Annotated in this window: 16 protein-coding genes; 11 read left to right on the top strand and 5 right to left on the bottom strand. The window is 58.2% G+C overall.

Translation table 11 applies throughout. The annotated features are described in order from the left end of the window. Nucleotides 1-559 precede the first annotated feature (559 nt). The 5 genes from rodA to AC6IZD_RS04585 all read right to left on the bottom strand — a co-directional run bounded on the left by rodA (nt 560) and on the right by AC6IZD_RS04585 (nt 6,830). On the bottom strand, nt 560-1,651 hold the full coding sequence (gene rodA / locus AC6IZD_RS04605) for a rod shape-determining protein RodA (RefSeq protein WP_497786508.1): 1,092 nt from the start codon (nt 1,649-1,651) through the stop codon (nt 560-562). Then, on the bottom strand, nt 1,648-3,789 hold the full coding sequence (gene mrdA / locus AC6IZD_RS04600) for a penicillin-binding protein 2 (RefSeq protein WP_497786507.1): 2,142 nt from the start codon (nt 3,787-3,789) through the stop codon (nt 1,648-1,650). Before mrdA ends, rodA begins: the two co-directional genes overlap by 4 nt. 24 nt (nt 3,790-3,813) lie before the next feature. After that, nucleotides 3,814-4,341 carry a rod shape-determining protein MreD gene (gene mreD / locus AC6IZD_RS04595; RefSeq protein WP_497786506.1) on the bottom strand — a complete coding sequence of 176 codons (528 nt, stop codon included), beginning with the start codon at nt 4,339-4,341 and terminating at the stop codon, nt 3,814-3,816. Next, nucleotides 4,338-5,630 carry a rod shape-determining protein MreC gene (mreC, locus tag AC6IZD_RS04590; RefSeq protein WP_497786505.1) on the bottom strand — a complete coding sequence of 431 codons (1,293 nt, stop codon included), beginning with the start codon at nt 5,628-5,630 and terminating at the stop codon, nt 4,338-4,340. The genes mreD and mreC overlap by 4 nt, the downstream gene beginning before the upstream one ends. A gap of 138 nt (nt 5,631-5,768) precedes the next feature. After that, nucleotides 5,769-6,830 carry a rod shape-determining protein gene (locus tag AC6IZD_RS04585; protein WP_497777095.1) on the bottom strand — a complete coding sequence of 354 codons (1,062 nt, stop codon included), beginning with the start codon at nt 6,828-6,830 and terminating at the stop codon, nt 5,769-5,771. 355 nt (nt 6,831-7,185) lie between these two features. Here AC6IZD_RS04585 and AC6IZD_RS04580 point away from each other — a divergent pair, with 355 nt between their 5' ends. From AC6IZD_RS04580 to AC6IZD_RS04530, 11 genes are all read left to right on the top strand, one after another. After that, the gene (locus AC6IZD_RS04580; RefSeq protein WP_497786504.1) at nt 7,186-8,322 is read left to right on the top strand and encodes a hypothetical protein; all 1,137 of its coding nucleotides are present in this window, start codon (nt 7,186-7,188) and stop codon (nt 8,320-8,322) included. A 102-nt stretch (nt 8,323-8,424) separates the two neighbouring features. Continuing rightward, nucleotides 8,425-9,933, top strand: a complete 1,509-nt coding sequence (locus tag AC6IZD_RS04575; protein ID WP_497786503.1) for an aldehyde dehydrogenase family protein — start codon at nt 8,425-8,427, stop codon at nt 9,931-9,933. Nucleotides 9,934-10,156: 223 nt separating this feature from the next. Continuing rightward, on the top strand, nt 10,157-11,068 hold the full coding sequence (locus AC6IZD_RS04570; protein WP_497786502.1) for a substrate-binding domain-containing protein: 912 nt from the start codon (nt 10,157-10,159) through the stop codon (nt 11,066-11,068). 133 nt (nt 11,069-11,201) lie between these two features. After that, nucleotides 11,202-12,416, top strand: a complete 1,215-nt coding sequence (locus AC6IZD_RS04565; protein ID WP_497786501.1) for an aminotransferase class I/II-fold pyridoxal phosphate-dependent enzyme — start codon at nt 11,202-11,204, stop codon at nt 12,414-12,416. A gap of 171 nt (nt 12,417-12,587) precedes the next feature. After that, nucleotides 12,588-13,421 carry an HAD-IB family phosphatase gene (locus AC6IZD_RS04560; RefSeq protein WP_497786500.1) on the top strand — a complete coding sequence of 278 codons (834 nt, stop codon included), beginning with the start codon at nt 12,588-12,590 and terminating at the stop codon, nt 13,419-13,421. Further along, entirely contained in the window at nt 13,421-13,657 is a 237-nt protein-coding gene (locus AC6IZD_RS04555) for a hypothetical protein (RefSeq protein ID WP_497786499.1), read from the top strand. The genes AC6IZD_RS04560 and AC6IZD_RS04555 overlap by 1 nt, the downstream gene beginning before the upstream one ends. Nucleotides 13,658-13,892: 235 nt before the next feature. After that, complete coding sequence (locus AC6IZD_RS04550) at nt 13,893-15,023, top strand: VWA domain-containing protein (RefSeq protein WP_497786498.1); 1,131 nt, start codon at nt 13,893-13,895, stop codon at nt 15,021-15,023. 140 nt (nt 15,024-15,163) lie between these two features. Beyond that, nucleotides 15,164-15,886 carry a molybdopterin-dependent oxidoreductase gene (locus AC6IZD_RS04545; protein ID WP_497786497.1) on the top strand — a complete coding sequence of 241 codons (723 nt, stop codon included), beginning with the start codon at nt 15,164-15,166 and terminating at the stop codon, nt 15,884-15,886. Beyond that, nucleotides 15,883-16,671: a cytochrome b/b6 domain-containing protein gene (locus AC6IZD_RS04540; RefSeq protein WP_497786496.1), complete on the top strand. Its 789-nt coding sequence runs from the start codon at nt 15,883-15,885 to the stop codon at nt 16,669-16,671. Before AC6IZD_RS04545 ends, AC6IZD_RS04540 begins: the two co-directional genes overlap by 4 nt. 162 nt (nt 16,672-16,833) lie before the next feature. After that, nucleotides 16,834-17,895 (top strand): ATPase domain-containing protein, encoded by a 1,062-nt coding sequence (locus tag AC6IZD_RS04535; RefSeq protein WP_497786495.1) that lies wholly within the window; start codon nt 16,834-16,836, stop codon nt 17,893-17,895. 3 nt (nt 17,896-17,898) lie between these two features. Continuing rightward, a complete protein-coding gene (locus tag AC6IZD_RS04530; protein WP_497786494.1) occupies nt 17,899-19,932 on the top strand; it encodes a DNA polymerase Y family protein in 2,034 nt (677 codons plus the stop codon). The last annotated feature ends 4 nt before the right edge of the window (nt 19,933-19,936 follow it).

Below are 19,936 nucleotides of genomic sequence, written 5' to 3'. Positions count from 1 at the left end.
CAGTGTTGAAAATCAATGCGCAAATCGCACCTCCGGCATTATGCCGGGGCGCGAAGCGAAGTTCGCCCACTCAACTGATTTGAGGGGATCACGCGGCCAGTACCGCCGTGGCGCTCTGCACCATTCGGGGATCTGGCTGCTTTTGATGAGAACCTTTGCACCGATTCCGTTCTCCCCAGGTCTATTGCACCTGGTCCGGTTGCACCGCATATGGGGTTTGTGACCACTTCTCTTCCGCGCTCCGTTCACCTGGAGTCCGGAATGGGGCCGTTCCCTGCCCGTACACCGCGCAATTCTTCAATCCTGACCGGCCTGAAACCTCAGTTGCCGGCTGTGCCCTCCAACGGAGGGTTTCAACTCTGTAAGCGGCTGGAAAACTCCCCCGCCGAAAGCTTCGACGTTCCCGCCGAAGACCCGTTCCCTCCGCCTGTTTCCGGCGGCTCTCACGGGATTTTGCAAGATTTCTTTTCAGCAAGCCTCGCTTTTTGTTCGAGGCCTCACTCGCACGCAGCGGATAATCACCGTGGTTCCGGAACTTCCGCGCGCTTGTGCCGCCATCCTAGTTTACAAACCGGCGCATACGAACATTCATCACGATGCCCAGTGCCAGGAACGTAAACAGGATCGACGATCCTCCGTAACTCATCAATGGAAGTGGAATGCCCGTCACGGGCATAAAACCCACCACCATTCCCACGTTCACTAAAACGTGGAACGCCAGCACCGCGACCACTCCCATCGTCAGGAAGACCCCGGCCCGGTCAGGCGCCGTTTGAGCGTCATGAATCAGACGCATCAACACCCCGAAGTATAACAGCATTACTGCGAGTGCGCCCACAAAGCCATGCTCTTCGCTCCAGGCCGCAAATATAAAATCGGTGTGCGGCACAGGAAGGAATTGCCCCTGCGTTTGCGTGCCTTTAGCAACGCCCTTACCCCAAACTCCGCCCGAACCGACGGCTACCAATGACTGGATCACCTGGTACCCCGAGCCATGGGAATCCGCCTCAGGCTCAACGAAGGTGGAGAGCCGCTCTTTCTGATACGGTTTCAGTCCCCATTTCCAAGCAGCCGGGGCGAGAACCGCAGCTATCACCAGCATGATGATTGCGTGCTTGGGCCGCATGCCGCCCAAAGCCAGAGCCATTACTGCAATCGGAACATAGGTGAGTGATGTCCCAAGATCGGGCTGCTTCAGGACCAGCAGCATCGGGAAAAGCACCACCAATCCGGCCTTGACTAGCTCTCGGAATGGCAGATCGTTCTCTCTGTACTCGGCAAAGTACTTCGCCATCGTCAGGATCAGAATTAGCTTCACCCACTCCGAGGGCTGGAAGTGGAACACTTTGAAGTCAATCCAGCGCCGCGCTCCCAGGTACTTCTTGCCGAAAATCAGCACAGCCACCAATGACACCAAGCTGAAGCCATACAGCCACGGCACCATTTCCAGCAGTTCCTGGTAGTTGATCAGGCTCATGATGAACATAAGCACCAACCCAGCCAGAATCCAGTACACCTGCTTGATGTGCATGCCCTCGAACTTCGTGTGCAGCGTTGCCGAATAGATTTCCGACACGCCAAGCATGCAGATGATCAGCACGAAAATCAGCAGCACCCAGTCGAAGTCGCGGAATCGTATATAGCGGCTCATTGCCTGCCTCCCAACCGCCAACCCGGCTCAGGCAAGGTGGCCACAATCCCGGGAATCTCCTTCCACGAGTGGCCGTGGCCTCTCTGCGGAATTTTGCTTTGCTGAGACTCGTCTTTTTGTGCGAACTGTTCCATTCCCGGAGCAGCAACTGCACGACGGAACTGCTTACGCTCCACGCCGGCGTCGAATCGCGCCGCCTGCAAATGTCCTGACTCATCGCCACCATCACTCCAGAGCCCTGTTACTAGCGTGGGCTTTGAGTCGGGAGCAGGCTGAGGAGGCGCTTCTGGCGTCTGTTCCTGCGGAGTCCCTTCATCCGTTGGCGGCTTAATATGCTCAATTTGCTGATGGTTTTTCTTCGCCACGTAAGCCTTTATCACCTGGGTCGCCAAACGCGCCGCAAGTTTTCCATGCTCGCCGCCTTCAAACAATACACAAACGACAACGTCGGGGTTGCGCCGTGGCGTGAAGCCGACAAACCAGCCGTTGTCCTTGTAGGCGCTTTTGTTAGCCACTTTGGCCTTCATCGCATTGGAAATCGTCTGTGCCGAACCGGTTTTGCCCGCGATATCGATTCCTTGAATATGCGCGCTGGGAGCCGTTCCCTGCGGCAAAAGAACCTGACCCATCGCATCGGTAATGGTCTCGAAACCCGCCGGATCGATCGCAATGTCTTTCGTATCAGTGTAGTGCAGTGCTGCCTGATAGGTCTGCGGCACTTTGTCCGGGAAGACCACGTGCGGACGCACCAGGTGTCCGCCGGTCGATATTGCGCTGATCGCGCGAATCAACTGCACAGGAGTCGTTGCTACCGCACCCTGTCCGATTCCTACTGATATCGTCTCCCCGGCAAACCATTTCTGATGGAAGTTCTTCAGCTTCCACTCTTCACTGGGGATCACGCCACTGACTTCCTGCGGCAAATCGATTCCGGTCTTCTTGCCCAGCCCAAAGTCGGTTGCGTACTTCGCAATGCGTCCAATGCCCAGGCGCTCGGCCAACGTATAGAAGTACACGTCGCAGGACTGGTAAATGCCTTTCGTTAGATCTACTGAACCGTGCGCGCCCTTGACCCAGCACTTGAAGTAGCGTCCATAGAATGAAGCGCCACCACCACAGTTCACGTGCAGGTTCTGTGCAATGCCTTCCTGCCAACCCGCCACGCTCATGATGATCTTGAAAACCGATCCCGGAGCGAGTTGTGCCTGAATGGCCTTATTCAGCAGCGGCTTACCTTCGTCCGTTACGAGGCTGGTCCACTCCTTGGACGTGATGCGGACGGCAAATGCGTTTGGATCGAATGTCGGGCGGCTCACCATGGCGAGAATCTCGCCGGTTTTCGGATCCATTGCCACGATTGCTCCGGGTTTGTCGCCTAACGCCTCTTCGGCCGCAATCTGGACATCCAAATCAATCGTCAACTGCAAAGGTTTGCCGGGAACCGCCGGGGTATCGCTCAGTTCGCCGACTTCCTTGCCCTTGCTGTTCACCAGCACGCGGCGTGAACCGTTCTTGCCCATCAGCATGTCGTTGTATTCAGCTTCCACGCCGCTCTGTCCCACTACATCGCCCGGGTTGTAAAGCTCGTAGCGCGGATTGTTCAGCATGTCTTCACTGACTTCGCCGACATACCCGATCAGGTGCGCCATGAATCCGTTCTTCGGATAGAGGCGACGATGTACGGTGATCGTGTCCAGTTCAGGGAATTCGTTGCGATGCGATTCGACGAACGCCAGTTCGTCAGGCGTAATGTCGTACTTAATAAAGATCGGCTGATACCCAGGTAGCGCCGACATGCGCTTTACACGGGCTTTCAACTCATCGGGGTCAAGATGCAACCCAAGCGCGATAGCATCCAGGTTGGCGTCTGTAATCTTTCCCTGCGAGCGCAGCAGGAGTGCGGAAAACGAAGGATAGTTGTCAACAATCGGCCGTCCTTCGCGGTCCAACAGCTTGCCACGTGGAGCCAGTATCGGCACCTCTTTTACGCGGTTCTGCTCCGCCATACTCGCGTAGTAATCCGAATGCAACACCTGCAGACGCCACAGTCCATAAACCAGCAACAGGAATATGAACAGGATGACGTACTGGGCCATCGCCAGACGGATTATTGGAACTTTTTCGTCACGACCCAACATGGATTGCTACTACCCGGAAGCCTTTTAGTCTCTGATCTTGAAGCGCGTCAGCATTGCAAACAAAAACACCGCCATCACCGAATTAGCGACTGCTGCTCCTGCCTGATGCACAAGGTTGATATGTATGGTCTGCCCCATTAAAGCGCGCTCAACGGCCACGAATATGGCTTGATGCACTGCATAGAAGACGAACGTAAGGAGGAAGCGCGACCCCGGATTTTCCACGTCGATCCGGATTCCGATCGAGGAGGCAAGATAGCCAACGATTGTTTTCGCAATTCCATAGACCCCATACGGTGTTGAGGTCAACCCGTCCTGCAATAGTCCAATTGCAGCACCAGTCAGCGTTCCGCTCAACTGGCTGCGACGCGAAACCGCAAAAAAGATCGTCAGCAATAACCCAAAGTCGAAGACGCGAAAGAAATGCAGCCGCAATGGCAGAAACGCCTGCAATCCGACCAGCAACAACGGCATGCCGACAGAAATCGGCCAGGAGAAGCGATAGACTTCAACCTGTTCGCGCGAGGTATAGCTCATCGACATCGTCTTCATTGTGGGTTTGCCCCCTCGCTCGCTGCTGGTTTTGGCTTGGTTGGACTCGCGTTCGGAGTCTTCGACGCCGCAGGTTTCGCTGCTCCCGTTTGCGCGGCGGGTTTCGCCGTAGTGCCCGTGCCATTCGCACCCGTCGTCTTTAGAGCCGAGGGCTTTGCTGTAGTTCCGGTCGGTGTCTGTGCCAGCCCCGTCCTTACCACCGTGCTACCCGGAGTCTTTGCGACCTGCGGATTCACAGCTTGAGGCTTGGGAGCTGTCGTCTGTCCTCCCGGAGCCGTAACCGGAGGCTTCGGTGCCGCCTGCCCCGTTCCCGGAGCGATGCCACCCTGAGCGTTCGGGGTACCTTGCTGAGGCGCTTGTCCCGGTTGAGCAGCATTTGGTGCAGGCTGCTGAGGTACGCTCGGCAAGTGTTGCGCCAGGATGTCCGAAGCTCGGATCGGACCGAGCCCTGTCGTATCGGGCGTGCGGGCCTTCTGCTCTGTGATAACCAGCACTTCTTCTATACGATTCAGGTCGACTGCAGGCTTCAACTTAACTTCCAGAAACAGGTTGCGTCCGGTGGTGACGCTCGCGACTGAACCAATCGGCAACCCTTTCGGGAAAACGCGATCGCCGCCGCTCGTGATTAGCTGTTCACCTTTTTGCACGGACTCGTCGTTCATGATGTAGCTCAACTGCACTTCGCCGGTGGCCGTGCCCTTCACAATTCCCTGCAAGCGCGACGTCACTAGAGTGGCGCCGACTCCGCTCGTAGGATCACTGATCATCAGCACCTGGGAGGTGTCGCCGTACACGCTCAGAATCTTGCCCACGACGCCATCCGGCGTAATCACCGGCATGTCGACCTTTATGCCGTCCTTTGCGCCTTTATCCAAATAGAGTAGCCGCGAGTTTTCGCTGCCGCTCGTGCCGATCACCTGCGCCGCAACGGTCTTATCGACCCACTGTTCCTTGAATTCCAGCAGCGCTTGAATGCGACGTGCCTGGCGTGCGTCTTCCTGCTCTCGCGCGCGCTCCAATCGAGTCCGATCGGCCTCGGCTTTCAGTTCCTGATTTTCACGCCGCACATTGCGCAGATCGATGTAATTCGACCAAACCCCGCGCACGCTCGAACCTGTATAGATCAGCAATCGCTCAAAAGGTGCGATGGTGTTCACGGTTGCGAGCCGGATCAACCGAACCGGACCCTCTGCTGTCTGGCGCTTGATCTGTACTGCCAGCCCAAGGAGTTGGGCCATCAGTACAGTCACCAGAACCACCGTGTTCTTGTGCCGCGAGAAGAAGTTCATGTGTTCAGATTTTCAGTATGCTACCGGATTTCCAGAGTTCCTGCCCAGTTTCCGCCTATGAACGGACGTTCGCGCTGCCGCCCCACAGAGCGCGCAAACTGCAAGGCCGGAGCAACGCTCCGGCCGCTGTGTCCTTTGTTACTCGATGCTGATCTTGCGCAGAAGTTTGAAGTCGCTGAGCATTTTGCCCGTACCCAGAACCACGCTGGCAAGCGGATCGTCGGCGATCGAAACCGGCAGCCCAGTCTCCTCGCGAATGCGCTTGTCCAAGTTCTTGAGCAGTGCGCCGCCACCCGTCAATACGATGCCACGGTCGCTGATATCCGCACTCAATTCCGGAGGAGTCCGCTCGAGCGCCACGCGAATGGCGTTCATGATCGTGCCCACGCATTCACTCAAAGATTCGCGGATCTCGCTGTCGTCGATGGTGATCGTCTTCGGCACGCCCTCAATCAGATTGCGTCCCTTGATCTCCATCGTCAGCGGCTTTTCCAAGGGGTAGCCGGAGCCAATTTCAATCTTGATCTGTTCCGCCGTGCGCTCACCAATCAGCAGGTTGTACTTCCGCTTCAGGTAGTTCATCACGGCCTCGTCCATCTGATTGCCGGCCATGCGAACCGAACGCGAGTACACGATGCCGCTCAGCGAAATCACCGCGATGTCTGTGGTACCGCCGCCTATATCGACCACCATGTTGCCGCTAGGTTCGGTAATCGGAAGTCCTGCGCCGATTGCCGCCACCATCGCCTGCTCCACCAAGTGCACTTCGCTGGCCTTCGCGCGATAAGCCGAATCCATAACCGCACGCTTTTCCACCTGCGTAATTTCGCTCGGCACGCCGATCACGATTCGCGGATGCACCAGCATTTTGCGGTTGTGCGCCTTCTGGATGAAGTAGTTCAACATCTTTTCCGTGATCTTGAAGTCGGCGATCACGCCGTCTTTCATCGGCTTGATGGCGACGATGTTGCCAGGAGTACGGCCAAGCATTTCCTTGGCTTCCTTGCCCACCGCTTCCACTTCGTTTGTGTTCTTGTTAATTGCGACAATTGATGGCTCGTTTACAACGATGCCTTTTCCTCGTGCATAGACAAGCGTGTTCGCCGTGCCCAGGTCAATTGCGAGGTCGCTGGAGAACATGCTGAACAAAGAACGCAAATTCCCGAATCGCGAACCGGTGTGGAAGCCATTGTTTGACATCTATGCTGTCTCTCTTTTTTCGTACAGAAAGAATTCGTCCACGGCGAGGATCACCAAGCGGGTCCTCACTGTTGCCTACCCTCTCTGCTCAGGAAAAATCAGTGTTGATCTTCACTCAGATAATACGGGTAGGCCGCTACAGAACCAATGCGATAAGAGCACTAGCCGGGACTAGACACTTATCTTACTACTCCGCTCGGGCTCGACAAGGGTGCATTCGCAAAAATCAAGCACACTGCATGGAGCAGTCAACGCGCATATGCAGACACTTTGCCCTGCTTACCCCGCCCACGAATCTATTTGCCCGTCCCAAGTCACTGGATTACGATTCTCCGAACCTCAAAAGGGACTAAGGATGAAACGTTATATTCTCGCGATACTGTTCTGCCTCTTGGGCATGGCTTCTTTGAGTGCTCAAACAATAGGTACATCCGTTTGTGAAGTGCTCGCCAATCCTGCGAGCTTTGACGGCAAGACCGTCATGATCAAAGGGACCGCGATCGCCGGATTCGACGAGTTCGTTATCAAGGACTCGTCCTGCAAGCAGGCTGTCAACGGAATCTGGCTTAGTTACCCTGAAGGGACGAAAGCTAAATCGGGCCCCGCCGCCGTAGTCGAATTGCAACTTGCAAGCAACAGTGTGGGCACAGCATCCTCGCCCAACCGCCTTCCTGTGAAGCTAGACAAGAACAAAGACTTCAAGACCTTCGACTCGCTACTCTCGGCTCCGCATAGGTCCTCGGGCATGTGCCTTGGCTGCCAGCAAAACACGGTGAGCGCCACGCTAATAGGGCGACTCGACGCTTCCTCCAGCACTGGCGCAGTACGCGATCCGTCGGGAAAGTTCGTCGCCGTGGGCGGATTTGGCAACATGAATAGCTACACCGCACGGTTAGTCTTGCAATCGGTCACCGACGTTTCCGGGCATGAAATCGACTACTCAAAGGCAACTATGGCGACCAAGGATGACAATGAGGGCGAAGCTCGTGGGGGCGATCCTGTTGCTGCAGCTCACGAATCGGCGAGAGCAATCGGCGCAGGTAGCCCTGCTGCACGTCAAATCGAGGAAGCGGCCGCCGCTTTCGGGAAGCCAGGTGAAGACAACGGCGTGGACATCGGTTTCGGCGTTCCCAATGAAGTACGCAAGGACGACGGTCTCAAGGGATTAGGCCGCTCTCCTGATGGATTACTTCTCTCCTGCAAGTTCGATATGGACAGACTGAGAGGTGACGCTCTGGCGAAAGCCATAGTGCACATCGGCACGCATATTGCCGACATCCGGGGCAATCATCCCGAGTACGGCAACCTTCAGAGGGAATACCGGGCATGGCAGGGCACTGTTTTGAGTGCAATCGCGACTCATAAGAAGACACTGACTCTCCCTGGCGGCTATGTCACATGGGACGTCAAATGGCCCGCTCCAGAAAGAGCAACCCGAATCGACGACGCGCTCTCAAATTTCCTGTCCTCCTGGTCCCCATTCGGCAAGTAACCAAACATCGCGGCCGGTTCTGTCCGGCCGCGTCTTTACCACTTGTCACCCCGCCTCTCGCCCGACTACGATATCCGGTCGTTTCATCTCGGAGAGAACTCAATGGCCACCACCGCGTCCGATGTAAAAACCTACTCAAACTTCATCAATGGAAAATGGGTTCCGGCCGCCTCCGGAAACACCTGCGAGAACCGCAATCCTGCCGATACCCGCGAAGTAGTAGGCGTCTTCCAGCGCTCCGGCGCCGCTGAAGTGAACCAGGCTGTTGAAGCCGCTCACGCCGCATTCCCCAAGTGGAGCATGGTTCCGCCACCGCGCCGAGCCGAGATCGTAGCCAAAGCCGCGGCCATTATCGAGAAAAGGAAAGAAGACTTCGCCCGCGACATGACCCGCGAGATGGGCAAGGTCATCAAAGAAACGCGCGGTGACGTGCAAGAAGCTATCGACACCGGCTACTACTTCGCCGGAGAAGGCCGCCGCATGTACGGCCTCACCACGCCCAGCGAACTTCCTCACAAGTTCGCCATGTGTACGCGCAACCCTGTCGGCGTCGTCGGCATGATCTGCCCATGGAATTTCCCCATGGCGATTCCCTCGTGGAAGCTCTTCCCTGCCTTGGTTGCCGGAAACACCTGCATCATCAAGCCAGCCGAGGACACGCCGCTCTCTGTATTCAACTTCGTTAGCGCACTAACAGACGCCGGAGTCCCTGCCGGGGTGGTCAACATCGTCACGGGACACGGTTCCGAGGTGGGCTCCCCTCTCATGGAGCACCCCGAAGTGAGGGCAATCTCCTTCACCGGCTCCAGCGAAGTGGGCCGCATCATCGGCGAGAGCTGTGCGCGCACCTTCAAGCGCTGCTCACTTGAGCTTGGCGGCAAGAATCCGATGATCGTCCTCGACGACGCCAATCTTGAACTCGCTCTTGAGGGCGCACTCTGGGGAGCCTTCGGCACCGCCGGACAGCGCTGCACCGCTACCAGCCGCATCATCCTGCAAAAAGGCGTGTATCAGCAATTCGTCGATGAGCTTGTTCGCCGGGCCAAACTCCTGAAGCTTGGAAACGGCCTTGATGAATCCATCGACGTAGGCCCGGTCGTCAATCGCCAGCAACTCGACACCGTTCTTGGCTACATCGACATAGGCCAGAAGGAAGGTGCTCGCCTCGCCTGCGGAGGCCATCGCCTCGAAGACGCCGCCCACTCCAACGGCTTCTTCATCGAGCCCACGGTGTTTTCTGACGTTGATCCCAAGATGCGCATCGCCCAGGAGGAGATCTTCGGCCCCGTCGTCTCCTGCATCCCTTGCGACTCGCTTGAGCACGGAATTGCCATCGCTAACGACGTAAAGTACGGACTCTCCTCCGCGCTCTACACTCGCGACGTCAACCGCGCTTTCCATGCCATTCGCGACCTCGACGCGGGAATCACCTACATCAACGCGCCCACCATCGGTGCCGAAGTTCACCTCCCCTTCGGCGGAGTGAAGCAGACAGGCAACGGACATCGTGAGGGTGGCGTGGGAGCTTTCGACTTCTACACCGAGTGGAAGGCCGTTTACGTCGACTACTCCGATCGGCTGCAGAAGGCGCAGATCGATCGCCCAGAATAACTTCTCCGGATGACAAAGGGCGCGGAGCTGCTCCGCGCCTTTTCCATCTCCTAGCCCTGTCTCTCGCATTACAAAGGTCACGACACCTTCTACTTTGGCTTTGTAAATACGTTCTCGTGCAATACACTTACTTGCTAGCCAAAGCAGAGTTCAAGACCAAGTGCTAAGGTCGCTATGACGACCTGCGTGATAGTCTGCGCACCCACTTGGCTTTAGGGGAACCATGGCCTTACACGAAGTCTTACTTTCGTTTCCTACCGACGACAACGACTATCAACGTGCCCAGGCTGAAGCCGCTCAAGATGCAGCGCGGGCTCACGGCATGCAAATCGACATTCAGTATGCCGAAAACGACGCCGTCCTTCAGGTGCAGCAGATCCTGCGCGCCCTCCAGTCGAAGCAGCGCCGCTACTCGGCCATCATCGCCGAACCGGTCGGCACCAGCATGGAACAGGCGGCCCGACTGGCAGCCAGTTCCGGAGTTATCTGGGGCATCCTGAACCACGACACTACCTACATCAGTTCGCTCCGCCGCACGAGCAAAGCGACCCAGTTCGAAGTAACGAACGACCACCTTGAAATTGGACATATACAGGGACAGCAAACCGGAGCCCTTCTGCCCGATGGTGGTGTAGTGCTTTATATGGAAGGTCCGGCCACTGGAGGCGCGGCACGTCTGCGAACCGAAGGGATGCTCTCCACCAAGCCAGCCAACATTGAACTGAAGATACTCAAAGGTGACTGGACCCAGGCCCATGCTCGTCGCAGCGTTGCGAATTGGCTTGGAATCCGCACTTCCCGCAGCCTTGGCGTCGCTGCCATTGTTTGCCAGAACGACGCCATGGCCCTGGGAGTTCGCGAAGCAATCGAAACCACTTTGAGCGGCGCCGAACGTGATGCTTGGCTGCGCCTGCCCATTACCGGATGCGATGGCCTGCCCTCTGGCGGTCAGGAACTCGTAAGACGTGGCATCCTCACGGCCACTATCGCGGTTCCGGCAAATGCCGGTATTGCGCTCGATCTGTTGGCGAAAGCACTTCGCGGCGAACCGGTTCCCGAAAAAACAGTGGGCACAGTTTCCTCATTTCCGGCTATCGAAAAGCTGCACAGCTTCCGAGCAATCTCCAAGTACTAGCTTTTTTCTCGCACGAGCCGGACAGAAATGGGCGCAGGCAGAAGATTAATCCTCACTGCCTGCGCCGTTCGGGTTGCACTTCCCTCCCGCATAAGGTTCAATGATACTTCCGCAGTTGTTTCGGAGCCTTTTCATGACACCCAGCCTCACCTACCGTATTGCCCCTGCCACCCGAATGGAAAATGTGACTTATGCCATCCGCGATCTCGCGGTCGTTGCCGACCAAGTCGCCAGCCAGGGTCACAGCATCCTGTACCTCAACATCGGGGATCCTTGTCGCTTCGACTTCCCTACGCCTCCGCACATGATCGAGGCAGTCGACCGCGCGATGCGCGAGGGCTACAACGGTTACGGTGAATCGCTGGGTGAGCGCACGGCTGTGCGCGCCATTCGCAATCGGGCCGAATCCAATGGATTCAAGAACATTCAGGGCATCATGGTCGGCATGGGTTCCGGAGAGTTGATCGACAACTGCCTGACCGCGCTGCTCAACCCCGGAGATAACGTCCTCACGCCTTGCCCTGACTATCCGTTATATGGGGCGGTTCTCGGCAAACTCGGCGTGGAGCCCAACTCCTACTACCTGCGTGAAGAAAACGGCTGGCAGCCCGATCTTGATGACATTGCGTCACGCATCACCCCGCGCACCCGGGGCATCCTGCTCATCAATCCCAACAATCCGACCGGGGCAATCTACTCGCGTGCCACGCTCGAAGGAATCGTCGAACTCGCCCGTCGCAACAATCTGCTCATCTTTGCCGACGAAATCTACGACCGCCTGATCCTCGACGAAGAATACAAGCACATTTCCATCGCCACGCTTGCTCCCGACGTTCCGGTCATCACCTTCAACGGACTCTCGAAGGCTTACCTCGTCCCCGGATGGCGTATCGGATACGCAGTCGCGACCGGCCCCGCCGAATCGCTCGGCGACTACCTCGAAGCGGTTTACAAGCTCCTTCGTGCACGCCTTTCGGCACCGCACCCGTTCATGCGCGCCATCGCTCCAGCGCTTGAAGGCTCGCAGGACCATCTCATTGAAGTCCGTGCCAAGTTGCGCCGACGTCGTGATCTAACCGTCGAGTGGGCCGCACGCACCCCGCATGTCTCATTGGTCAAGCCCAGCGGAGCGTTCTACGCCTTCCCCAAACTTGACATTCCCGAGGACGATCGTACATTCGTCACCGACCTCGTGATGCAAAAGCACGTCCTCTGCGTACACGGCTCCGGATTCGGCCAGCGCCCCGGAACGCGCCACATGCGCATCGTCTTCCTGCCGCAAGAAGAAGTTTTACAGGAAGCCTATGCCAAGATCACCGAGTTTATGGCCGAGCGGTACGGAAACTAAAGTTTCAATCCGGGAGCAATTCCCTCATTGCTCCCGGCGTCAAACCCTTGGATTTTCAGCAGCTTACCTCCCCATCACCCCATCCCATAGCCCTAATTAAATCATTCGATAGCAAATTGACCGCAATTTCACCATCCTGCTCACGCGGACCCGTATCATATCCATATGGAAATGATGATGAAGAAGTACTTGTTCGCCAGTGACTTCGACCAGACCCTTAGCTTTGACGACTCCGGTCTGGTTCTCACCGAATTGCTCGGCATGTCGGTTGAGAAGTTCAAGGAAAAAGCGGCTGGCATGGCAGAACTAAACTTGGTACAGCAGGGGGCCGAACTCGCCTACCTGCTTCTGCACGACCCGGCCTACAGCTCCCGTGTGCGCCGCGAGCACCTCATTGAAACCGGCAAGCGCATCCCGCTCAAGCACAACATTGAGCTGCTCTATCGCACGCTTCGCGACGGCATTCCGGGATACGAGTTCGACTTCTATGTGCTTTCCGCCGCACCCGTCGAAATCGTGCAGTCGGCCCTTGAGGGCATTGTTCCCGCCGATCACATCTTCGGCACCGAATTCAAGTACCGCGCCGATGGCTCGATCGAGCGCCTTGTGCGTTGCACCGCCGGATACGGCAAGGTTGCGCGCATCATGCAGCTCCAGGCCGAGCTTTCCATCGGACTCGACCACGTTGTTTACGCTGGCGACGGCAGCTCTGACATGAACGCCATGCTGCATATCAACGAAGGCGACGGACTCACCATCGCTGTATCCGAATCGCGCTGCGTGACACAAATCGCCAAGCGCACCGTACTCAGCGACAATGCGCTCAGCGTCCTTATTCCGATCCTCGAAGAGGTGGCACTCTGGACGCAGCCACAGATCCGCCGCTTCCTCGAATCGCAGGGCTTCCTCGTCCAGGAATGGGCGCGCATGCGGACCGATTTCGTCACGCTGAAGTCCACCGCTCCCGACGCGTCCTCGTTCAGCATGGCCGCGGAGGCCCAATAATGCTGAGCTGGATTGGTTGGATCGCAACTGCCTGTTTCGGGCTCTCCTACTTTTTCAAGAAGCCGGCCACGCTCCGCCTCATTCAGGCTGGCGCGGCCCTTCTCTGGATCACCTACGGAGTGCTCATCCACGCCATGCCGGTTGTGGTAGCTAACGTGATCGTGGCGCTGGCCGCCATCTACTCCATTTTCTTCGGCAACTCGCCAAAATCGGCCGGCGAGCCCGAACAAGCCTGACAACTTGAGGGTGCCCTACCCCTCCGCAAGCCCGGAGGGTGGGGCCTTTGAAATCCCGGGTGCCCCGGGTGCCCCACCTTCGACGCGCATGTGCGCGGCTAAGGTGGGTGAGCAAAACGCATGTGGCGAAACCAACTCTAAATCCGCCCTGGCTTCCTATCCAGCGTTGTGAATCCAGAGTGCAGAGCCACCCCGAGGGTTCCGCCGGACCTGCGTTGTGCCATCCTTTAGTGTCATGGAAAGTCTTCGCTGCCTAACCATTGTCCCTGTGCTCTGCCTGGCGTTGCCTCTGATCGCTCAGCAGCCCCCTGCCGACAATCAGCCCAAAGCCTCATCTGGTCCCAAACTCACGGTTCAGGTCAAAGAGGTAAACCTCATCGCGACCGTGCGCGACAAGAAGGGCCAACCGGTCAACAATCTCGGCAAACAGGACTTCGTTCTCGAGCAGGATGGACGGCCGCAGACTATCACCCAGTTTGCGCTGCAGAATGATGCGCCGTTTACCTTCGGCATCTTGGCCGACACCGGCCCCGGACAGCGCAAAGAACTTGCCGACGAGCGCAAGGCTGCCACCGACTTCGTAAAGCGTGCAGTGCGTGAAGGCAAGGACAAGGCTTTCGTGCTCCATTTCGACAAGGACGTCGAACTTCTGCAGGACGTCACAACCCACTCCGACAAACTAGCCAAGGGCATCGACCAGATATCGGTCGGCGAACAGAAGGGCCCAGGCAGCGGTTCTGACAGCGGACGCCGCCGCGACGAACCTGATCGCGACCATCCGCATTTCTTCTTTGGCGGCAGCACGCTTTATGACGCTATATTCCTCTCTGCCGATGAAGTCCTGAAGAGTCAACCGGGGCGCAAAGCAATTGTGATCTTCTCCGATGGACAGGATCGCGAAAGCAAGACGTCTCTGGAACAGGCCATTGAGGCCGCCCAGCGTGCCGACACGATCGTCTACTGTGCCTACGTAGAGTCCGAGCATGAACAGGACCGCGATGGAGGTATGCGTCGAGGCGGAGGTGGTGGAGGCTATCCCGGCGGCGGAGGAGGACCCTTCCCCGGTGGTGGAGGCCCATTCCCCGGCGGTGGACGTCGCCCCGTACCTGAAGAGCGCCCGCGTGAAGACAACGCCGGAAAGAAAACGCTACAGCGCATTGCGAAGGAAACCGGAGGTAAGTACTTCGAAACCTCGAAGAAGCTAACCGCCGAGCAGATCTACTCCCAGATTGAAGACGAACTGCGCCACCAATACAGCCTTAGCTACACGCCTGACAAGGCCGAAAGTGGCTACCACAAACTGCACTTGGCAACCAAGAACTCCGACCTCACGGTTCAAACCCGCGACGGCTTCTACTCCGAATAACTCATCATCAGGCCCTACCTTCCGGAAAACCGGAGGGTAGGGATTTTCAGCTACTCGCAACGAGCTTTCCTCGCCAAATAATCTGCACCGCCGCCCAGTAACTTCTCGTCGAATGCACTACCACCTCGGGAGGTCCTTCGATGCCCAAGGACAAAGCTCCTGCCGACGAGCTTCAGAGCGCCCGCCGCCGAGAACTACTCAAAATGACGCCACTGCTTCTCGGTGGAGCGTTCTTCTTCCCCTTCGCGCGCAAGCATCTGCTCGATACTGGGCTTCACTTCGGAGACCGTGCCTCTGCAGCACTCTTCGGACACAACCGCCGCCTCACTTTCGCCGACTCCGAAGTCGTGCCCTTCTCCAAGTTTCCTTACAACTACTACGACGTGCTCGATCCCGGTGTGGACCTCGCCAATTGGACACTGACCGTCACCGGCGACGTGCAACATCCCGGCGAATACACCATGGCCCAAATCGCCTCGCTCCCAAAGATCACCCAAAACACCCGCCACGTATGCGTTGAAGGATGGGACGTCGTCGGCAACTTCGCAGGCACACGCATCAGCGACTTCCTCCACATGGTCGGAGCCTCGCCATCTGCCCGTTTCATCGAGGTCGAGTGCTCAGACGACTACTACGAATCCATGGATATGCAGAGCGCACTCCATCCCCAATCCCTACTCTGCTACGAGATGTACGGCAAGCCACTCGATCGCGGACACGGCGCTCCTCTACGCCTGCAGATGCCAACCAAGCTCGGCTACAAGCAAGCCAAGTATCTCGAAACCCTTCGCATCACCAGCGTCCTCAGCCCGGAGCGCGGCTACTGGGAAGACCAAGGCTATGACTGGTTTGGAGGCCTATGAAAGCCCGCACCGCACCACGCCCAACCACCACCCGCGACCTGCGTTACCTCACCGTCTCCGAGTTTGCTCTCTCTGCCCGCAATCGCGTCCGCGCCGCCTACGAACACCCCACCGTGGTTCGCCTCACACATTGGATTGCCGCCATCTCCATAGTTGTGCTCAGCATGACCGGACTCCAAATCTTCTACGCCTTCCCATCCTTCGGGCCCAAGCTTCCTCAGCACAATTTCTTCGTTCCACCACGCTCTATCCGACTCGGAGGCTGGCTCGCCGGAGCACTCCAGTGGCACTTCACCTTTATGTGGTTCTTCATCGCGAGTGGCGTTGCTTATGTTCTCTACGAAATCATCAGCGGCCACTACCGCACCGTCCTCTTTCACGCACGCGACATCCGAGGCGTATGGCCCATGGCTCGCCATTACTTCTTCTTTGGCAAGAAGCCGGAAGAATTCGAGCCCTACAACCCTCTTCAGAAACTCGCCTATACCACGGCCCTTTTTCTCGGAGCCGTGCTCATGCTCACCGGACTTGTCCTCTACAAGCCCGTACAGTTCCACTACATTGCCTTCCTTCTGGGAGGCTTCCGCCTCACCCGCATCTGGCACTTCGTGGCCATGTGTGGGCTCTGGGCCTTCCTCCCCGGGCACCTGCTCATGGTGGCCATCCACGGCTGGGACAATTTCGCCTCCATGCTTTACGGGTGGAAGAAAATGCCAAAGTACATTCGCGAACCCGAACTCATCCCGACCTCCGCACCCGCACCAGAGGAGAAAGCCCAACCCTGATCGTTGGCTGAACCAGTAGTGGCCCACATATGCCTTTTTGAGGGGATGTGGGATGCACCTTGTCCGCACCAGCACCCTTCTAGCCTCAAAAAAATCCTCCCGAACCACAATTGACAACCTCCCCTTTTGTCGCTACCTTACAAAGGCGAAGAAAAGGCGAATATGAGTGCTGCCGCAGAGCTTCGAAAACAAATCGAATCCGCACTGGCCGGGCGCATTCCTTCTGCCCTGTCCTTTCGCTCTCCCGTCGCGTCTGAACTCGTTTCCTGCGGCATACCCGAACTTGATTCCGTTCTCTCAGGTGGCCTGCCCATTGGAGCAATCACCGAACTCACCGGAACCCACTCCTCTGGACGCACCACACTCGTTCTTTCCACCCTTTCCGAAATCACCAGCAAGGGCGAAAGCTGCGCTTACGTCGATGTCTCCGACTCGCTTGACCCGCTTTCTGCCGCCGCCCTCGGCGTCAACCTCCGCCGCCTGCTCTGGATCCGCACTCCCGCCGAGCCCACGCAGAAAAAACATCCCGGCCAGACCAGCGGATGCCAGATCCAAGCCCCGTTTTTCGGATCCGTCCTCGAGCAAAAAGAGTCCATACCCTCTGGTCGCTGCGAAGGCTTCGGTCATCCTCGCAGCGAAACCATCGGCCTCCACCGCGCGGTCGGCAACATGTTCCAATCCGCCTCGGGAGACCCCGACTACTCGCCCCGCTGCGCCGAACCCAAGCGCCGCCAGCCCTTGCGTCCCGTTGCATTCTCTCCGGTGTCACTCGCAGGAAAACTCGAAGCGCATTCATCCCGACACACCACTCCGCGCCAGCAGTCCTGGACGCGCCTCGATCAAGCGTTGCGCGCCACCGATCTGCTGCTCAGCACCGGAGGCTTCCGCGCCATTGTCCTCGACCTCGGAGATATCCGCCCCGAGCAAGCGCGCCGCGTCCCTCTCGCCACTTGGTACCGCTTCCGCCTCCAGGTCGAGAAATCCCGCACGCTCTTCCTCCTGATGACCCGCGTTGCCTGCGCCAACAGTTGCGCCGCCGTTTCGCTCCGCTGCCGCCAGGGACAAATCGATTTCCAGCAGGCCGACGTCACAAGTCCGCAACTGCTCACAGGCCTCGGTTACCGCATCAGCATTGAGCGCAACCGTGCCATTGATCCCACACGCAAGAAACCCGCAGCCTCCGTCGAAGCCGACTGGACAAGCCGCATGCAATGGTCGAGATGAGTTATGCCGTCCCCGCTGTACCTCTGTCTGCATCTCCGTGATTTCGCCGCCCAAGCCCTAACCATTCGGGATGCAACCAGCTCGCGCCAAACCCCTGCAAGTCTCCTCCATCACGCGGGTGCCCCAGGTTCGCCGCGCGCCGTTTGCGCGGATAACCTGGGAGAGCAACACTCCGACGCCCCCGCCTTTGTTTTTGACTGTCATCCTGAGCAAAGCGAAGGATTCCAGCAGGGCTCCAGCCTTCGCGAAAAATCCAAGGTAACCAACCATCAGACCAACTCGCACCCGCACACATCCCCCACGGAATTTCCACTTGCCGTCCTCTCCGGCGAGCCTCCACTCGAACGCGTCTTTGCTGCCAATCATCCCGCCCGCAAACTCGGACTCCAGCTTGGAATGACTCGTGTACAGGCCGAATCCTTCGCCATCACCCTGCTGCGCCGAAACCGCCAGCAGGAAGACCTCGCCTTTGCCGAACTCATCTCCTGCGTCCAGCAACTCTCGCCACGCGTCGAAGTCATCGCCGCCCCCGCCGACGAAACCTCCGGCGCGACGCTTGTGCTCGATGTCTCCGGCTCCGAACGCCTGTTCGGCACTCCGCGCCACATCGCCACCACCCTGCACCGCCGTGTCACCCAAGCCGGATATGAGGCCAGCGTCGTCGCCGCCCACAACGCCTGCGCCGCGCTCCTCACCGCCCGCGGGCTCCCGGGCACCACCACCATCCCCGCCGGACACGAGGCCCAAGTCCTCGCCCCGCTGCCGCTCTGCGTCCTCGAACCCGACGAAGCACAAGCCGAAACCTTCGCCTCATGGGGCATCGAAACCCTCGGCAAGCTCGCCGCTCTTCCAACGAAATCCCTTGCCGCGCGCCTCGGCCAAAGCGGTCTCCACCTTCAGGCGCAGGCTCGAGCCGAATCTTCCCACCTGCTCGTCCCCACTGAGGAACCCGCCGACGCCCCGCTCTCCGAGCACATGGAACTCGACCACCCCGTCGAACTTCTCGAACCTCTGCTATTCCTCCTCGGCCATATGCTTGAGCAGATCACTGAACGTGCCGCCGAACGAGCCCTCGCCATCGCCTCGGTCGAAACCACCCTGATCCTCGACTCCACCAATAACGATTTGGATCTCAACCAATCCACAGGTGCTCGACATCTGCCTTCTGTTGGCATGTATGGGGATGCAACCAGCTCGCACCAACACCCCGCAGGTCTCCTCGAGACCACGGGTGCCCCAGGTTCGCCGCGCGTTGTTTGCGCGGATAACCTGGGAAAGCAACACTCCCCGGCCTTTGTTTCTGACTGTCATCCTGAGCAAAGCGAAGGATCCCAGCACACTTCCATCCTTCGACAACCGCCCAAGGTCACCAACCACGCCTTTGCCCCGCAGCTCAACGAATCCCGCGCCGAACTTCGCCGCACGGTGCGCCCCGCGCTTCCCGAACGCAACCACCTCACGGTGCTCAAACTCATCCAGCTCGACCTCGAACTCCACCCTCCCGAAGCCGCCATCATCGCGCTCCACATCACCGCCCACCCTGCGCCTGCGCAAATTGCGCAGCAGGGACTCTTTGCCGCCCAAGCCCCCGAAGCCGGACGCCTCGAAATCCTCCTCGCCCGTCTGCGCAAGCTCGTCGGCGAAGACCACGTTGGCACCCCCGAACTAATCGACACGCACGCGCCCGAGCCCTTCCGCCTCACCGCCTTCGAAATCGCCAATACCGCTCCCCCGACCTCCACGCCATTGCCGCCGTTATCCGCCGCGCAAACGTCCGCTCTACGCATGGTGCGACCTCCACGCGAGGTCTCCGTCGAACTCCTCCAATCCACGCCCATGGCCATGATTTACGAAGGCCAGCGCCTTTTACTGCACACCGCCTCTGGCCCGTGGCGCACCAATGGGGCTTGGTGGACGCATCCTGCGTGGTGCCGCGAAGAGTGGGACATCGTCATCCATGCCGAGCCACAACGCTGCCTGCGCCTCGCCCACGATCCCAGCGCCGACTGCTGGTATGTCATCGGAATTTACGACTAGGAGG

This window comes from Koromonas humicola (genome assembly GCF_059726255.1).
The sequence above is the reverse complement of the archived record's forward strand: the minus strand, read 5'-3'. Positions and strand labels throughout refer to the sequence as shown.

What these genes read in the sequence shown, in the direction of transcription:
- AC6IZD_RS04530 (WP_497786494.1), top strand. Translation starts at nt 17,899, where the DNA reads ATGCCGTCCCCGCTGTACCTCTGTCTGCATCTCCGTGATTTCGCCGCC.
- AC6IZD_RS04575 (WP_497786503.1), top strand. Translation starts at nt 8,425, where the DNA reads ATGGCCACCACCGCGTCCGATGTAAAAACCTACTCAAACTTCATCAAT.
- AC6IZD_RS04535 (WP_497786495.1), top strand. Translation starts at nt 16,834, where the DNA reads ATGAGTGCTGCCGCAGAGCTTCGAAAACAAATCGAATCCGCACTGGCC.
- AC6IZD_RS04565 (WP_497786501.1), top strand. Translation starts at nt 11,202, where the DNA reads ATGACACCCAGCCTCACCTACCGTATTGCCCCTGCCACCCGAATGGAA.
- AC6IZD_RS04555 (WP_497786499.1), top strand. Translation starts at nt 13,421, where the DNA reads ATGCTGAGCTGGATTGGTTGGATCGCAACTGCCTGTTTCGGGCTCTCC.
- mrdA (WP_497786507.1), bottom strand. Translation starts at nt 3,789, where the DNA reads ATGTTGGGTCGTGACGAAAAAGTTCCAATAATCCGTCTGGCGATGGCC.
- AC6IZD_RS04550 (WP_497786498.1), top strand. Translation starts at nt 13,893, where the DNA reads ATGGAAAGTCTTCGCTGCCTAACCATTGTCCCTGTGCTCTGCCTGGCG.
- AC6IZD_RS04540 (WP_497786496.1), top strand. Translation starts at nt 15,883, where the DNA reads ATGAAAGCCCGCACCGCACCACGCCCAACCACCACCCGCGACCTGCGT.
- AC6IZD_RS04560 (WP_497786500.1), top strand. Translation starts at nt 12,588, where the DNA reads ATGATGATGAAGAAGTACTTGTTCGCCAGTGACTTCGACCAGACCCTT.
- rodA (WP_497786508.1), bottom strand. Translation starts at nt 1,651, where the DNA reads ATGAGCCGCTATATACGATTCCGCGACTTCGACTGGGTGCTGCTGATT.
- AC6IZD_RS04580 (WP_497786504.1), top strand. Translation starts at nt 7,186, where the DNA reads ATGAAACGTTATATTCTCGCGATACTGTTCTGCCTCTTGGGCATGGCT.
- AC6IZD_RS04545 (WP_497786497.1), top strand. Translation starts at nt 15,164, where the DNA reads ATGCCCAAGGACAAAGCTCCTGCCGACGAGCTTCAGAGCGCCCGCCGC.
- AC6IZD_RS04585 (WP_497777095.1), bottom strand. Translation starts at nt 6,830, where the DNA reads ATGTCAAACAATGGCTTCCACACCGGTTCGCGATTCGGGAATTTGCGT.
- mreC (WP_497786505.1), bottom strand. Translation starts at nt 5,630, where the DNA reads ATGAACTTCTTCTCGCGGCACAAGAACACGGTGGTTCTGGTGACTGTA.
- AC6IZD_RS04570 (WP_497786502.1), top strand. Translation starts at nt 10,157, where the DNA reads ATGGCCTTACACGAAGTCTTACTTTCGTTTCCTACCGACGACAACGAC.
- mreD (WP_497786506.1), bottom strand. Translation starts at nt 4,341, where the DNA reads ATGAAGACGATGTCGATGAGCTATACCTCGCGCGAACAGGTTGAAGTC.